The sequence below is a fragment of the Paenarthrobacter sp. NPDC091669 genome (assembly GCF_044756725.1).
Classification (GTDB): Bacteria; Actinomycetota; Actinomycetes; order Actinomycetales; family Micrococcaceae; genus Arthrobacter; species Arthrobacter bambusae_C.
The window spans coordinates 323,427-339,133 of sequence record NZ_JBIVTK010000002.1 but is presented as its reverse complement, the minus strand read 5'-3'; the positions used below and the strand labels follow the sequence as shown (position 1 = coordinate 339,133).

General features: G+C 63.8%; 16 protein-coding genes. 11 read left to right on the top strand and 5 right to left on the bottom strand.

The features are described from left to right. Nucleotides 1–214 precede the first annotated feature (214 nt). The 10 genes from ACIQLI_RS04490 to asd all read left to right on the top strand — a co-directional run bounded on the left by ACIQLI_RS04490 (nt 215) and on the right by asd (nt 10,480). Entirely contained in the window at nt 215–913 is a 699-nt protein-coding gene (locus tag ACIQLI_RS04490) for a response regulator transcription factor (RefSeq protein WP_018776718.1), read from the top strand. 235 nt (nt 914–1,148) lie between these two features. Continuing rightward, a complete protein-coding gene (gene mshD, locus ACIQLI_RS04485; protein ID WP_354230457.1) occupies nt 1,149–2,120 on the top strand; it encodes a mycothiol synthase in 972 nt (323 codons plus the stop codon). Nucleotides 2,121–2,223: 103 nt separating this feature from the next. Then, nucleotides 2,224–4,473, top strand: coding sequence for an RNA degradosome polyphosphate kinase (locus tag ACIQLI_RS04480; protein WP_354230455.1), 2,250 nt, complete (start codon nt 2,224–2,226; stop codon nt 4,471–4,473). 9 nt (nt 4,474–4,482) lie between these two features. Next, complete coding sequence (locus tag ACIQLI_RS04475; protein WP_354230453.1) at nt 4,483–5,451, top strand: NUDIX hydrolase; 969 nt, start codon at nt 4,483–4,485, stop codon at nt 5,449–5,451. A gap of 78 nt (nt 5,452–5,529) precedes the next feature. Continuing rightward, nucleotides 5,530–7,200, top strand: coding sequence for a hypothetical protein (locus ACIQLI_RS04470; RefSeq protein WP_400385464.1), 1,671 nt, complete (start codon nt 5,530–5,532; stop codon nt 7,198–7,200). Beyond that, nucleotides 7,197–7,589 (top strand): GntR family transcriptional regulator, encoded by a 393-nt coding sequence (locus ACIQLI_RS04465; RefSeq protein WP_400385461.1) that lies wholly within the window; start codon nt 7,197–7,199, stop codon nt 7,587–7,589. The genes ACIQLI_RS04470 and ACIQLI_RS04465 overlap by 4 nt, the downstream gene beginning before the upstream one ends. Then, nucleotides 7,586–8,389: a thymidylate synthase gene (locus tag ACIQLI_RS04460; RefSeq protein WP_400385459.1), complete on the top strand. Its 804-nt coding sequence runs from the start codon at nt 7,586–7,588 to the stop codon at nt 8,387–8,389. The genes ACIQLI_RS04465 and ACIQLI_RS04460 overlap by 4 nt, the downstream gene beginning before the upstream one ends. Then, the gene (locus tag ACIQLI_RS04455; protein ID WP_400385456.1) at nt 8,386–9,003 is read left to right on the top strand and encodes a dihydrofolate reductase; all 618 of its coding nucleotides are present in this window, start codon (nt 8,386–8,388) and stop codon (nt 9,001–9,003) included. Before ACIQLI_RS04460 ends, ACIQLI_RS04455 begins: the two co-directional genes overlap by 4 nt. A gap of 2 nt (nt 9,004–9,005) precedes the next feature. Beyond that, nucleotides 9,006–9,242 carry an NF038396 family protein gene (locus ACIQLI_RS04450; protein WP_400385453.1) on the top strand — a complete coding sequence of 79 codons (237 nt, stop codon included), beginning with the start codon at nt 9,006–9,008 and terminating at the stop codon, nt 9,240–9,242. A 95-nt stretch (nt 9,243–9,337) separates the two neighbouring features. Then, nucleotides 9,338–10,480, top strand: coding sequence for an aspartate-semialdehyde dehydrogenase (gene asd, locus ACIQLI_RS04445; RefSeq protein ID WP_024817628.1), 1,143 nt, complete (start codon nt 9,338–9,340; stop codon nt 10,478–10,480). A gap of 112 nt (nt 10,481–10,592) precedes the next feature. On the opposite strand, the gene ACIQLI_RS04440 is transcribed toward asd, so the two are convergent. Next, complete coding sequence (locus tag ACIQLI_RS04440; protein WP_400385449.1) at nt 10,593–11,726, bottom strand: winged helix DNA-binding domain-containing protein; 1,134 nt, start codon at nt 11,724–11,726, stop codon at nt 10,593–10,595. 85 nt (nt 11,727–11,811) lie between these two features. On the opposite strand from ACIQLI_RS04440, the gene ACIQLI_RS04435 reads away from it, so the two are divergent. Then, entirely contained in the window at nt 11,812–12,291 is a 480-nt protein-coding gene (locus ACIQLI_RS04435) for a hypothetical protein (RefSeq protein WP_089595836.1), read from the top strand. A gap of 79 nt (nt 12,292–12,370) precedes the next feature. Here the strand turns inward: ACIQLI_RS04435 and ACIQLI_RS04430 are convergent, their stop codons facing one another. The 4 genes from ACIQLI_RS04430 to ACIQLI_RS04415 are packed head-to-tail and all read right to left on the bottom strand — an operon-like array spanning nt 12,371 to nt 15,671. Then, complete coding sequence (locus tag ACIQLI_RS04430) at nt 12,371–13,438, bottom strand: UDP-N-acetylmuramate dehydrogenase (protein WP_400385446.1); 1,068 nt, start codon at nt 13,436–13,438, stop codon at nt 12,371–12,373. 9 nt (nt 13,439–13,447) lie between these two features. Continuing rightward, a complete protein-coding gene (locus ACIQLI_RS04425) occupies nt 13,448–14,740 on the bottom strand; it encodes an MFS transporter (RefSeq protein WP_400385443.1) in 1,293 nt (430 codons plus the stop codon). Between the two features lie 41 nt (nt 14,741–14,781). Then, nucleotides 14,782–15,219 (bottom strand): MaoC family dehydratase, encoded by a 438-nt coding sequence (locus tag ACIQLI_RS04420; RefSeq protein ID WP_400385440.1) that lies wholly within the window; start codon nt 15,217–15,219, stop codon nt 14,782–14,784. Nucleotides 15,220–15,221: 2 nt separating this feature from the next. Continuing rightward, nucleotides 15,222–15,671, bottom strand: coding sequence for a MaoC family dehydratase N-terminal domain-containing protein (locus ACIQLI_RS04415; protein ID WP_400385438.1), 450 nt, complete (start codon nt 15,669–15,671; stop codon nt 15,222–15,224). Nucleotides 15,672–15,707 lie beyond the last annotated feature (36 nt).

The window sequence follows — 15,707 nt, the reverse complement described above, 5'->3', positions numbered from 1 at the left end:
CTGCCTTAACCCTGCCCAATATGTCGTAATTCCGGTGTCCGCCCGTCACGAATCCATGTGTCGCAGGGCACTGATGGGTATACTCAGACTTCAACGGCGCACTGTATTGGCCTTGATCCCGTTACAACGGGCAGAGGCTGCCAATGCGCTGTGACCGGCCGGGAATCTCCGGTTTCGACGCCCGATGATGCGCGTACAGCCCATTGGAGGAACTATGTCGCACATCCTGCTCCTGACGAACAGCACCGGCTCATCGGTGGACATTTTGCCTGCCTTGGAGTTGCTGAACCACCGCGTACACATCCTCCCGGCAGAACCCACGGCCCTGCTTGAGACCGACCCCACGGACATCGTTTTCCTCGATGCCCGCAAGGATCTGGTGGGGGCCCGCTCGTTGACCCAACTGCTGAAAGCAACCGGGCTCAGCGCTCCGCTCATGCTCATCCTCACGGAGGGCGGCATGGCTGCCGTCTCCTCGGCCTGGGCAGTGGATGACATTGTGCTTGACTCCGCCGGACCGGCCGAGGTGGAAGCCCGTATTCGCCTCGCCATGGCAAGGGCGGTTCCCGGTGAAGAGGAAACCCAGACGGAGATCCGCGCTGCCGGCGTCGTGATTGACGAAGCGAGCTATACCGCCCGCGTCAGTGGCCAGCCCCTGAACCTGACGTTCAAGGAATTTGAACTCCTGAAGTACCTGGCACAGCACCCGGGGCGGGTATTCACGCGCCAACAACTGCTGACCGAGGTTTGGGGCTATGACTACTACGGTGGCACCCGCACCGTGGACGTCCACATCAGGCGGCTTCGCGCCAAGCTCGGAGTGGATCACGAGAACCTGATCAGCACGGTCCGCAACGTTGGCTACCGGCTCACCCTGGTGCGACTCCCGGATGACGAACTCTCAGAGGCCTGAGCGGCCCCGGCACCATCCACAAGACCCGGCGACACATGAAAGAGGCCGGAATCCCTGCGGATTCCGGCCTCTTTCATGTTCTTGGTGGAGGACATACGGGTCGAACGTATCGAGGCCACCCCACTGGTGGATCCCCCCTGCGCTGGCTTACAAAGCCGAACGAGATAACGAGACTACCTCCGTTCCAGCGGGACTTCAAATCACGGGCCTTGCCCCGGACGTATAGCCTTGCATCATGAGTCACGCGCACCCCGAAAACTGGCCCGTCCTGATCATCGCCGGCGCCTTGGACCCCGATCTCCTCAAGGACGTCAAGACCCTCGCCGCCGCAGCTGAGGAGTCCGACGGGAATCCGCCTTTTTCGGAGCAGACGCTGGTGATGCTGCGCGGCGTCGATTCCGGAGACCACTCGGTCTTGTCCTTGGCCCTTTACGCACCCGACGAAGATTCCGATCCGGCCACGGGTGAAGACCTGGCGGGCATCGCCGTCGTCGTTGAAGCGCCCGACTCAAGCGGCGTGCTGGAGCTGGCCGTCCACCCGAGCTACCGCAACCAGGGTGTGGCCGGAAGGCTGCTGGGCGCCTTGCAGGGCAAGCGGAGCCTCGACGGACTCAGTGCGTGGTCGCACGGGAACCACGAGGCCGCCGCCGAGCTCGCCGCCCGTTTCGGATACGGGCCGGTCCGTGAGCTGTGGAAGATGCGGCTCATGTCCTCCGCTTCAGCACTGCCCGACGCCGGCCTGCCGGACGGAGTCTCCCTCCGCGCCTTCGTGCCCGGCCAGGACGAGCAAGCATGGCTGGCGGCCAACCGCGCCGCGTTTTCCCACCACCCCGAGCAGGGTTCGATGACCCTGGCCGACCTCGAAGCCCGGAAGGCTGAGGACTGGTTCGATCCCGCGGGGTTCCTTTTGGCCGTCAACACCGACGGGGAGCTCCTGGGTTTCCACTGGACCAAAGTCCATCCCCGGCAGGGTCCGCACCCGGCCATCGGCGAGGTGTATGTGGTGGGCGTTACTCCGGCGGCACAAGGCCTGGGTCTGGGCAAGGCCCTGACGGTCGCTGGAATCCAGCACCTCCAGGAAAAAGGACTGCATGCGGTCATGCTGTACGTGGACGCCGACAACCAGGCTGCGGTAGCCCTATATCAGAAACTCGGCTTCGTTCGCTGGGACACCGATGTGATGTATGGACCTTTAACCAAAAATTAACCGGGTGTGATTGCCGGACGGAAAGGCGATGACATCTATGATTCGGGCAGCCCAATTGCTTGTAATGTGGGAGGAAACCCCGTCCTGAGCTTAGGAGAACCCCATGCAGCCGGACCCCGTCGGCACCGCCGGATCCACCTCGAAGGGCGCAACCTTGCCCCCACGCTTCGGATCTTCGGAAGTGCCGGCCTCGCGTGCCACCCAGGACCGCATTGATATTCCGGAATTCGCACCGAGCCTGGAGCCGGAAGGCGACATCTCCCCGGACCGGTTCCTGGACCGCGAGCTGAGTTGGCTGGCCTTCAACTCCCGCGTGCTGGAACTGGCCGAAGATCCTGAACTTTTCCTGCTGGAACGTGTCAGTTTCCTGTCGATTTTTGCCTCCAACCTGGACGAGTTCTTCATGGTCCGCGTTGCCGGCCTCAAGAGGCGTATCGCCACAGGCCTGGCTGTGCCTTCTCCGGCCGGACTAAGCCCCATTGAGGTGCTGGAACAGATCAGCGAAGAGGCCCACAGGCTTCAGGAGCGTCACGCAAGGGTCTTCGCTGAGCAGATCCGACCGGCGCTGGCTTACGAGCACATCCACATCATGCACTGGCATGAACTGGATGAGGATGCCCGCCACCGGATCAGCATCATGTTCCAGGAGAAGGTCTTCCCCATCCTGACGCCGCTTGCCGTAGACCCTGCGCACCCCTTCCCCTACATCTCCGGCCTCTCCCTCAACCTTGCCGTGATCGTCAGCAACCCGATCAGCGACAAAGAGCTCTTCGCACGCGTCAAGGTTCCGGACCAGCTCCCCCGCCTCATCTCCGTGGACGGACCGCGCGCAGGTGCCATCCCGGGCCGCGTAGCCCGGTTCATCGCGCTGGAAGAAGTCATTGCCGTCCACCTGGACAAGCTCTTCCCCGGCATGGAAGTCCTGGAACACCACACCTTCCGCGTCACCCGCAATGAGGACCTGGAAGTTGAAGAGGACGACGCCGAGAACCTCCTGCAGGCCTTGGAGAAGGAACTCCTGCGTCGCCGCTTCGGCCCGCCGGTACGGCTGGAAGTCACCACGGACATCAACCCGAACATCAAGGCCCTGCTGATCCGTGAACTCGGCGTTGAAGAGTCCGAGGTCTACTCCGTTCCCGCGCCGTTGGACCTCCGCGGACTCTCAGCCATCAGCGCCATTGACCGCGCTGACCTGCACTATCCCAAGCATGTCCCGCACACTTCCCGCTACCTCAACGAGTCCGAGACCTCGAAGGCCGCCAACGTCTTTGCCGCCATGCGCCGCAGGGACATCCTGCTCCACCACCCCTACGACTCGTTCTCCACCTCGGTCCAGGCATTCCTGGAACAAGCGGCCGCGGATCCGAAGGTGCAGGCCATCAAGCAGACCCTTTACCGGACGTCGGGTGACTCCCCCATCGTTGACGCCCTCATCGATGCGGCCGAGGCAGGCAAACAGGTCCTGGCCCTCGTTGAAATCAAGGCCCGCTTTGATGAGCAGGCCAACATCTCCTGGGCGCGCAAGCTGGAACAGGCAGGCGTCCACGTGGTGTACGGCATCGTTGGCCTGAAAACCCATTGCAAGCTGTCCCTGGTGGTTCGACAGGAAGTGGACGGCCTCCGCCGCTATTGCCACATCGGCACCGGCAACTACCACCCCCGCACGGCCCGCTACTACGAAGACCTTGGCCTTCTGACAGCCAACGAGCAAGTGGGCGAGGACTTGTCCAAGCTGTTCAACCAGCTCTCCGGCTACGCGCCGAAGTCCACGTTCAAGAGGTTGCTCGTTGCACCGCGATCCGTTCGGGCCGGCTTGATGGACAGGATTGAAACCGAAATCCGCAACGCCCAGGCAGGCGTGCCCGGATTGGTACAGATCAAGGTCAACTCGATGGTGGATGAAGCCATCATCGACGCCCTCTACCGGGCCTCGCAGGCCGGTGTGAAGGTTGACGTCGTGGTACGCGGCATCTGCTCCCTGCGCCCTGGCGTGCCGGGACTCAGCGAGAACATCAGGGTCCGTTCCGTCCTGGGTCGCTTCCTGGAACACTCACGCGTCTTTGCTTTTGGCAACGGCGGCGAGCCCGTGGTGTACATCGGCTCCGCCGACATGATGCACCGCAACCTGGACCGCCGCGTAGAGGCGCTGGTGCAACTGGCCAGCAAGGAAGACACAGCTACTGTCATGGACCTGCTGCGTCGCTATGTTGACGACGGGACAGCCAGCTGGCACTTGGACGATCACGGACACTGGACCAGGCACCACTTGGACCAGGACGGCAAGGCATTGCTGGATATGCAGTCCTGGCTCCTGGCCTCCCGTTCGCGCCAGCGGGCATCGGCACGGCGGTAGAGGAACCACTTGAACAGCGATACCCCCGTGGCGGATCAGACTGACCACCCCGGCGAGTCGGTGGCTGTTGTAGCAGCCGGCGCCATTCCGTGGCGGATCAACAAGGGTGCCCTTGAGGTTCTCCTCATCCATCGGCCGCGGTACGACGATTGGTCCTGGCCCAAAGGAAAGCTCGACGCCGGGGAAACAGTTCCTGAGTGCGCAGCACGTGAAGTGTGGGAAGAGATTGGCCTCCAGGCTCCCTTGGGCATACCGCTTCCCGCCATTCACTACCATGTGTCTGCGGGTTTGAAGGTGGTCCGGTACTGGGCTGTCCGGGTCAACGGAGCCCAGCTCAGGCCCGACGGCAAGGAAGTGGACAGCGTCATGTGGTGCAGCCCTGACAGGGCGGCCGCATTCCTGAGCAACCCCACCGATACGGAGCCGCTCGAATACCTGGAGAAGGCGCACATCCGCGGTGAGCTGGACACCTGGCCGCTGGTGCTGATCCGCCATGCCAAGGCCAAGCCGCGGTCCTCCTGGACCAAGGCCGAGGGCGACCGTCCGTTGGCAGCGACGGGCCAGCGGCAGGCTGTTGCCGTTCAGCGCCTCCTGGAGGTGTGGAAGCCGCAGCGGGTGGTTACCAGCCCCTGGGCACGGTGTGTTGCCACGATCGCCCCCTACGCCAAGGCCAGCGGGGCCAAGGTGAAACTGGTGGAGGCGCTCACCGAGCACAGCCACCAGCGCTCCCCCAAGAAAACTGCTGCAGCGGTGGAGGCCTTGTTCGACAAACAGGTTCCGATCGCCGTCTGCACCCACCGCCCTGCGCTTCCTACTGCCCTGAAACAGCTGGGACAACACATGTCGCAAAGCTTGAAAGCCCTCCTTCCGACATCAGACCCATACCTGACGCCCGGCGAAGTGATTGTCTGCCAGGTGGCCCGTGGATCTGAACGGAAGATAGTTTCCGTGGAACAGGTCAAGCCTTTCGACGACTAGTACCACCCGTTTCCGGTGCTTGACCCCCAGGCTTTTGTATCAAATACTTAGTACATTGATACAAAAGACTGGGGGGTCTTGTCCGTGTATGTAAACCTGCCGCCCTTGCTTTTCCTTGGGCCTGCAGTTGGCGCCGTGATCGTTTACCTGTTCCTTCGCCTGCAGGTGTGGTCCAAGCCCGACGCGCAATCCATTGCCTCGCATGGGCTATGGGTGGGAATCATCGGGTGGATGGCCAGTTCCCTGCAGGGAGCCATGAACACGGGGATCCTTCGCGTCAATCCCGTCGGAGCAAGCGCACCTTCCACTCCCGAGCAGATCGCCGGCGCACTCGGCTGGCCCATTCTCGCCTGCCTCGCCGTCCATGCGTTGGGTCAACTGAGCTACCCTGCACCCAAGGCGCCCCGCAGGTACGCAGAACTGACCGTCCGCAGAATCAGGGACTTCCTTCCCCGCAAACTTGCCTGGACCACGGCCGCAATTTTCGCGGGTTCGGCGCTGGTCATCGCATGGATCGCCACGCTCCCGGGCCACACGCCGGTGCTGCCTACGCCTCCAGGCCAGGCGCCGCCTCTGGGCAGCGTGTATCCGGACAACGGGTATATGGGCCAAGGACAGGAAGGCCGGATTCCCGGGTGGGAGTTGGCCTCCTGGTTGGGCGGGGCGCTGCTGGTCCTCGCGGTTGGAACGTGCCTGGTATTGTTCCTGATCGCCCGCCGCCGCCAGCTCGAAACGCTCGACGGCGAGGACAACCGCACCATCAGGGCCATCGCCACCAACCGTTTGCTCCGGACGGTAGCGACCATCGCCGCAGGGCTGGCAGCCATTGCTGGAAACTTTGCAGCGCAACCGTCCCCGGGGGCACTGTGGCAGTCCTCGTGGTTCAACGTCCTGGGCCTGTTCAACATGGCGGTCCTCCTCATGATGTGGTGGTGGCGGGTTCCTGAGCTGCCGTCGCTGCTCAGGGTGGCCAAGACCACCAGTGCCGCCTCGCTCCGCGCCGATCCCCGAACCCACCGGGCTGCGCGGCTCAGCCTTTCGATCGGAGCGGCCCTGGGCATCGTGGGCGGGCTGGCGCTGGTGGCGGGCTACACCGGGATCGTGCTGCCTGCGCAATCACTTTCACCTTGGGCCTTCCCCGTCCTGACCGGCGTGGTGGTTCTATTACTCCTGGCCGCCATCGCTGCGGGCGACCTCCTCATCGCCCGCAACTACGGGACATCCGACGCGCCGATTCACTGGCCGCGGCAACCCGTTTCCAGGGGCCTGCTCTCCTTTGCGATCGGCAGCGCTCTGGTGCTGGCCGTGGCGGTTGCTTTCGCTGTAGCCGGTGAGGTGCAGCCGTTTGGGCCCAAGGCCTGGCCGGCAGCGGTTCTCGTCTCCGTGGTGGTGGCGCTGGTCGGCGCCGGAGCAATCCTGGCCGTGCGCCGGCGTCGTGGTATCCCCGAAACAGGCGGCAACGCCGGGCTGGATGCCGCCCTTCGCGCCATCAGTATGTACAGGATCGTCCGGACTCTGGCAGCGTATTGCCTGGGGCAGGCGGCCACGCTGCTGATCAGCACCGGCAACGCCTGGTACGGAGTGTTCCCGTCCGCACCCGGACCGGATCCACTCGGCCCCAGCCCTGCGATCCCCATCGGCATTGTCCTTGCCATCATGGCGCTCCTCGTCGCCGTGACGCCGGTGCGGAGCCTGTTCCGGACCATTCCGCGGGGTCGCGCCGCCAAGCAAGGAGAGCACGCACAATGACCCCCGGGATCACGGTGGACCTGTCGGATCCCGTCCCGCCGTTCGAGCAGATCCGCCGGCAGCTCAGCTCACTTATCACGGTAGGGATCCTGGAGCCCGGGAACCGCCTGCCCACAGTCCGCAGCCTGGCCGCCGACCTCGGCATCGCGGCGGGAACCGTGGCCCGCGCCTATAAGGAACTTGAGCAGGCCGGACTGATTGAATCACGACGACGGAACGGGACTGTCGTCGTCGGCCCGCCTCAGGCGCCCCACGGCGCTGTCTGGGCCAACGCCGCGGTGATGGCCGCCGTCGACGGTTTGATCCGGACGGCCCGCGACGCGGGCATTCGTGACGACACTCTCATAGATCTGGTTCGAGGCAGGCTGACCAGTAAGCTGGAGCCGTGAGCATCCCCACCCCGTATGAAGACCTTCTGCGCGACGTCATGGCCAACGGCACACACAAGTCGGACCGCACCGGAACCGGAACGCGCAGCGTCTTCGGCCGTCAGTTGAGGTTCGACCTCGCCGAGAGCTTCCCGCTCATCACCACCAAGCGGGTCCACTTCAAGTCCGTGGCCGTGGAACTGTTGTGGTTCCTCCGCGGGGACTCCAACGTGAAGTGGATGCAGGACCAAGGCGTCTCCATCTGGGACGAGTGGGCTGACGCCGATGGCGAGCTCGGCCCTGTCTACGGCGTCCAGTGGCGCAGCTGGCCGACCCCCGATGGCGGGCACATTGACCAGATCTCCGAGCTCATGACCAACCTCGCCGCCAACCCTGATTCACGGCGGCACATCGTGTCAGCATGGAATGTGTCCGAGCTCAAGGACATGGCATTGCCCCCATGCCACGCGTTCTTCCAGTTCTACGTGGCCGACGGCAAACTATCCTGCCAGCTGTACCAGCGCTCTGCGGACACGTTCCTGGGAGTCCCCTTCAACATTGCCTCCTATGCACTGCTGACCCGCATGGTGGCGCAGCAACTGGATCTCCAGCCTGGCGAATTCGTCTGGACCGGCGGTGACGTCCACGTCTACGACAACCACGTGGACCAGGTTGCCGAGCAGCTCAGCCGTGAGCCCTTCGACTACCCGCAGCTCAAGATCCTGCGGAGGCCGGACTCGATCTTCGACTACACGCTGGACGACTTTGAGGTTGTGGACTACCGCCACCACCCCACCATCAAGGCACCGATCGCCGTATGAGCGCTCCTTCCCCCGAGACCCCTTCCCAGCTTCCCGGCGTGATCTTCACCCAGGAAACCGCAGCCCGCATGACGGGCATCGGCATGGTGTGGGCCCAGACCACGTCCGGCGTGATCGGCAAGGACGGCTCCATGCCGTGGAGCCTTCCCGAAGACCTGAAACACTTCAGCCAGCTCACCACCGGCCACCCCGTCATCATGGGCCGCAAGACGTGGCTGTCATTCCCCGCCAAATACCGTCCGCTGCCGGGCCGTACCAACATCGTAGTGACCCGCAACGCGGAGTGGGCTTCCACACCCGAGGCGGAGGGCGCCGTCGTGGTTTCCTCCCTTGATGCTGCCCTGCTGGAGTCTCAGTTCGCACCCGGCGGCCAGAAGGTGTGGATCGTCGGCGGCGGCGAGATTTATCGACAGTCCATGGGCATCGCCAATCTGGCGGTCATCACCATCATCGATACCGAGGTGGAGGGCGACACCTACGCCCCCGAGCTCGGCGATGAGTGGACCTTCGACGCCGTAGCCCCCTCCGAGGGCTGGCTCACCGCCAAGAACGGCACCAACTACCGGTTCACCACGTGGCGCCGGAACACAAACCCGGAAAGCCAGGAACGCTGAGCATGCTGAAGAAACCTGAAACCCTCTTTGTACTGGGCTATATGCTGCTGCCGCTCTTCGCCCTGATCTCCGCCATCGTGGGACTGACCATGATCCTTGGCGGGAACCGGATTGCCGGCATCATCGTGCTGATCGTCGTCACCCAGGTATTCACCTTTGGTGCCTTCTTCGCCCTGCGTAAGCGCAAGGCCCTGTTGCTGCACGAGCACGACGCCGGCAACCTCCAGCCACCGCGCTAAGCCCACCGGGGCACCTGGGCGGGTGCCGTCGTCGTGCAGTGCGTGCGTGACGTAACCAACAGCGGCTCTGCGCTGCGAAAGTTTAGACTGGGTGAATGACTACAGCAGCTAATCCGTCCGTTGGACTGGTCGGTTGGCGTGGCATGGTCGGCTCCGTCCTGATGCAGCGCATGCAGGACGAGAACGACTTCGCCAACATCAACCCGGTATTTTTCTCCACCTCGAACGCAGGAGGTGCCGCCCCGTCGTTCGCTGAAGGGGCTGGCAAGCTCGAGGATGCGTTCGATATTGAGACGCTGGCCAAGCTGCCGATTATTGTCACCGCCCAGGGTGGGGACTACACCAAGCAAGTCCACGGCGAACTCCGCAACCGCGGCTGGGACGGCCTGTGGATCGATGCTGCTTCCACCCTGCGCATGAACGACGATTCGATCATTGTGCTGGACCCCATCAACCGCGACGTGATCGACGCCGGACTGTCCGGTGGCGTGAAGGACTTCATCGGCGGCAACTGTACGGTCTCCTGCATGCTGATGGGCCTCGGCGGCCTGTTCAAGAACAACCTGGTGGAGTGGGGAACCTCCATGACGTACCAGGCAGCCTCAGGTGGCGGCGCACGCCATATGCGCGAGCTTCTCAACCAGTTCGGCACCCTCAACAACGAGGTCAGCAGCGAACTGGACGATCCGGCGTCGGCCATTCTCGAAATCGACCATAAGGTCCTCGCTGCACAGCGCACCGGCGTTGACGCCACCCAGTTCGGCGTGCCGCTGGCCGGGTCGCTGATCCCTTGGATCGATGCCGACCTCGGCAACGGCCAGTCCAAGGAAGAATGGAAGGCCGGGGTGGAGACCAACAAGATCCTCGGCACCGGAAACGGCACCGCCGGCAAGGACCACATCGCCATGGACGGCCTGTGCATCCGCATCGGAGCCATGCGTTCACATTCCCAGGCCCTCACGCTCAAGCTGCGCGAAGACCTGTCCGTGACCGAAATCGAGAACCTCCTGGCCAAGGACAACGAGTGGGCCAAGGTTGTTCCCAACACCAAGGAAGCCTCCATGGCTGACCTGACCCCCGTGGCCGCGTCCGGAACGCTGGACATCCCCGTGGGCCGTATCCGGAAGCTCGAAATGGGTCCGGAATACATCAGCGCCTTCACCGTAGGCGACCAGCTCCTCTGGGGTGCAGCCGAGCCGCTGCGCCGCATGCTCAACATTGTGACGGGCAAGCTCTAGGCATCACGCCCCGGCTTGTTGACAACCCGCTGTTCCGCTGCTGCCCAGCAACGGAACAGCGGGTTCTCTACGTCTCAGGGTGTGTTCAGCCGGCGGGATCGGCCACCATCCTTCAGCCGGCCATGAACTTCAGGTACGCCCTCCCCTGAGCCTCGAACGAACGTCCGGCGGCTGTCCCCAACTGCCCCTCGAACGGCTCCGGCGCCACGCCCACGGACTTCCCGCTCACGGTTCTGGCCCACGTTCCCACCACTTCCCCGCCGGAGACGATGATGCGCTTGAAAACCCCGTTCTTGCCCGGCACTACCCGTTCGGCGTACTCGGGCGCGAGTACCAGGCTCCGGTCCTGGTAACCGAGAAGGTACTCATCGAACCCGGGAAGAGCCAGCAACGAGCGTGAGCCGGGGACGCCGTCGTCGAGCAGTGCCGCCGTCTCAGGTGACAACCAATAACTGGTGCCGTCCAGCGACACCTCAACCAGACGGTCATGCAGGGTGGTGAGGGCCGCGCGCGCCTCAGTGAGCGGCACTTGGCTCCACCACGAAAAGTCCTTGATGGTGGCCGGGCCGTGGCTCCTGAGATAGCGGAACAGCAGCTCGGCGATGCCTTCTTCACGGCCAACGTCCCTGGACTCAGGTATCCACTCCTCAAAGGGCACAAACAGTTGCTGCACGCCCGCCTTCCCGCTGGATGCGGCCATCGGCCCCTGCACCAGCCAAGCGCGCTGGCACAAGCTCCCCAGCAAGTGGATCCCGCGCTGGGCTGTGGTGCTCTGGCCAGCTTCCTCAAACGCTTGGAAGAGCTGCTCCCGGGTTGCGCCGTGTGCGCCCTCCGTTGCTTTCAGCACCTCCGTGGTTTTGACCGCGATGTCCCGGCAATGGCTGATGTCGTCCTGGGTAATGCCGAGTTCACGATGCCGTCCGGCCACCATGGACATGAGGCGGTCACTGGTGATACCCAGGATCCACCGGAGATCCTCGGGGGCGAGAAGATGCAAGGTCCCGCGCATGGGCCACGAGCGGACCACCGTCCCGGCGTCGAGGGCAGCCCTGACGTCCGAGGCCCGGGTGCCGGGCACGCGCTGCCCCACGGCCCACAACGCATGGCCAAGGTCCTGGGCCTGCATGGCCGTCATCCAACGAACCGCATCAGCAACCGAGGGAAAGCCCCCGGCCAACAGGCCTTGGCTGGCAAGCCGCAAACGGCCCATGACGCGCGGACTGGGATTTTTGAGGGCTGCAGGCATGCTTCATCCTAAAAGGACCCGCATGCACAGGGAACCTTGCCGCGCCTCCCAGCCCTCACCCAGCAGCGGATTCTAGGATGGATTCATGCTTTTTGGAGATCTTGCACCGTTTGTGCGGCCGATGAGCCGGTGGTTGGCTACCGCCGGCTGGTTCTGCACTCTGGTGGGACTTGGCGCCGGACTGATCGTCGCCGTGGGAACGGGTGTCAGCCTCTCCCCGTCAATGCGGGCCATCCAGACAGCCAGCCTCGTAGCGACCGCCGCGGCCGCGCTCCTCATCGGAACCGCCGCAGCCAGCCAGCCCGTGTCAGACCGCGACGACGACGCCCCCGAACCCTGGTTCTACCCGGCGGCCGCCGCACAGGTCCGCAGCTTCCTGCTGGGAGCCATCGTCATGCTCCTGGGCTTGGTGGGCTTCGCCGCTGCCAGCCTGTACATGCCCAGCGGACCATCGCCGCAGAGTATTGCGTTCAGCCAGATCTTCCTGCTGGGCTCGGTCAGTTGCGGGCTGACGTTCCTGTTGCTCAACAAGATCCTGCCGATTGCAGAGCGGCGTACACGCTAGGTTTCCGTCCCGGCGCTTCGCCGAGGGGTTGGATCTCGACCGAAAAATCCATGTCATACCCTCATGAGCTGTGAATGAACTAAAGCGAAACGCCGATCAGCAACGGTTCCGGGTGCAGTTCAATGCCAAAACGTTCGACGACGCCGGCCCTCACCTCGCGCGCGATGGCCACCATGTCCGCTGCCGAGGCTGTTCCCCGGTTGGTGATGGCGAGGGTGTGCTTCGTGGAAAGGGAAGCCCTGCCGCCAGAGACGCTCGATTCCTCCAGCCCAAAGCCCTTGCCGAACCCGGCGTGGTCGATCAACCAGGCAGCGGAAAGCTTCACGAGCCCGTCCTCGCCGGCGGGATACTTGGGTGCGTTATCCGGCAACTCTGCAGCGCGTTCTGCCTCCACGATCGGGTTGGTGAAGAAGGAACCCGTTGAATAGGTGTCCCGGTCTGCTGCATCCAGAACCATGCCCTTGGATGCGCGGAGCCGGAGGACCTCCCTCCGGACATCGTTGGAGTAGGCACGCTTGCCTGCCTCCACGCCCAGCACGCGGGCCAACTCGGCGTAGCGGATGGGGGCGCTCATCCGTCCCAGCGGCAACTGGAATTCCACAGTCAGCACCACGTAGCGGGGCGAGCCCTCAACCGTGGTCTGTTTCAGGATGGAGTCGCGGTACCCGAACTTCAGTTCGGAGTTGGTAAACGTCTGAACTGCGTTGCGTTCACGATCCCAGGTCCGCACGGCGGCAATGGTTTGTGAAACGTCCGAACCGTAGGCGCCCACGTTCTGCACAGGAGTGGCTCCCGTGGCACCCGGAATACCGGAGAGTGCTTCCAGCCCGGACCAGGCGTGCAGCACGGAATGTTCAACCAATGCGTCCCAGTTGTGGCCCGCCTGTACCACCACCGACACACCGCCACAGCTGTCCTCGGAGTTCACCGTGAAGCCCTGGGAGGCAATCTTCAGCACAGTCCCTGGGTAGCCTTCGTCCGAGATCAGGAGGTTGGACCCGCCGCCGATGATCAGGAGTTTCCGGCCCGCAACGTCAGCCGAACGGACGGCGTCGATAATCTCTGCCTCGGTACGGGCCTCAACATAGTTGCCCGCGGGGCCGCCGACAGCAGCAGTGGTCAGTTCAGAAAGCAGTGTTTGGGTCACCCATTAAGCCTAACGGGCTTCGTTGGGCTGGATGGACTTGTCGTTCTGCTGCCCGGAAAGCGGGGCCAGGAAGAAACTGACCACCAAGAGCACCAACGGCGCCAACAAAGAGTGCAGGATGCCGAAGTGTTCGGCCAACAGGCCCAACAGTGGAGGCCCGCACAGGAAGGCCCCGTAGCCGATGGTGGAGACCACCGAAACCCGGGCAGCGGCGTGGACGGGGTCATCGGCAGCGGCGGACATCCCCACCGGGAAACCAAGCGAGGCACCAAGGCCCCAGATAGCCAGCGCTACAAACGCCAGCCATGGAACAGGCGAAAAGACAAAGAGCGCAAGACCCACGACGGCGGTCGCCGAGCACCAGCGCATCACCACCACACGGCCAAACCGGTCGAGGATGGACGTGCCGGCGAAACGACCGATGGTCATGAAGGTGACGAACAGTCCGTAACCAACTGCGCCTGCGGCATCGGACTGCCCGTGGCCGTCGGCAAGCGCCAATGCCACCCAGTCCCCCGCAGCTCCCTCGGCCAACGCCAGGCCGAGGACCAGGACGCCGATCAGGAGGGTTCTGCGGTCACGCCATGCAAGGGCCACGAGCCGCTTGTTGTCGAGTGGGGCAGCGGCTTTGCCTGGTTCGGGTCGCGTCTCCGGGGACCCGGTGATGATGGGCAACGGACCGGTGGAGGGGTCCTGGAAAGTGTCCGTTTCATCCGGCCGGTAAGTGTGCGTAGCAGCAGCTGTCTTTTCCGCGCGGAACCAGAAACCGGCGGTCACCACGGAGGTGGTGACCACAACGCCGGAGATCAGGAAATGCCAGAAGACCGGCATGTGCACCGCAGCCGCCCAGGCACCAAAACCGGCTGCGGCCACAGTGCCGAGACTGAATGCTCCATGGAGGTGCGGCATGATGTGCCGGTCCAACGCGCGTTCCAGCGCAGCTCCCTCAACATTGGAGGCGGTGTTCCAACTTGCCGTGCCCAGACCGAGCACCACTAAACCTGCTGCCACCACCAGGGGACTTGCCGCGATGGACGCGCCAAAGCCCACGGTGACCAAGCCGGCGCCCACCATGCAGCTGCCGATCCTCGTGGTGAGTTTCGGCCCCATCCTGAGCACGATCAGTCCCGAGGCCGAGATGGAGATGAAGGAGGCCACGGTCATGCACATCAGCAGCAGGCCGATGCCGCCCGGTGTGAGGTTCAGTCCGTCACGGATGGCGGGCAGGCGGGAGACCCACGTTGCGAAAGCAATGCCGCTGGCGGCGTAGGAAGCAAGAACAGCGGCGCGCCACCGCGACATTTCAGTCGGTGTGGCGCGCCGTTGAGTGGTGTTCAGGTGATTCAAGAGACCTTCACGACCGCCTGGGATTTCATGAGGACCTTCAGTCCTGCTGCCACAACGGTGAGGTCAATGCGGGCGGTGCGGGCATCGGCGTCGAGCGCTCCCACCACACCGGTGACGTCGATGACCGCGCCGGCCTCATCGGTTCCGGTCGTATCGGTGACCAGCACCGGCTTGGTGAAACGGGTCTGGTAATCGACGACGGCGGCCGGGTCGCCTGCCCAGTCGCTCACCAACTGCACGGCGGCACCCATGGTGAACATGCCGTGGGCGATAACGCCCGGCAACTCTACCGAGGTTGCGAATGCTTCGTTCCAGTGGATGGGGTTGAAGTCGCCGGAGGCACCCGCATACTTGACCAGGTCCTGGCGGGAGACCTCGATGCTGCGGGTGCCGATTTCCTGGCCGACCGTCAGTTCTTCGAATGTGGGGCTCATGGTTATTGTCCCTCTCCGCGGACCAGGATGGATGAGGTGGTGGTGGCAACTTTCTCGCCTGCCACGGTGGAAATCTCGGAGCGGGTGGTGATCATGGCTCCCCCGCCCATGGCACGGACGCCGTCCACATGAAGTTCGGCCACCAACTGGTCACCGGCGACGATGGGGCGGTGGTGCGTGAACCGCTGGTCTGCGTGGACCACGCGCGAGAAGTCGATCCCCGATTCCGGGTCCTCCACCAGCTGGGCATCAGCACGCTGGGCAACGATGATGGCGAACGTTGGCGGTGCTACGAGGTCGCTGTGTCCCAGGGCCTTGGCGGCCTCAACCTCGAAATGTGCGGGATTGTTGGCTTTCACAGCCTTGGCAAACTCGCGGATCTTTTCGCGGCCGACGTCATATACCTCTGCGGCAGGGTAGCTTCGGCCCTGCAGGTCCGGATTGATACTCATGCTCCAACCCTATCGGGCTGCGAGGGCTTGGAGGCA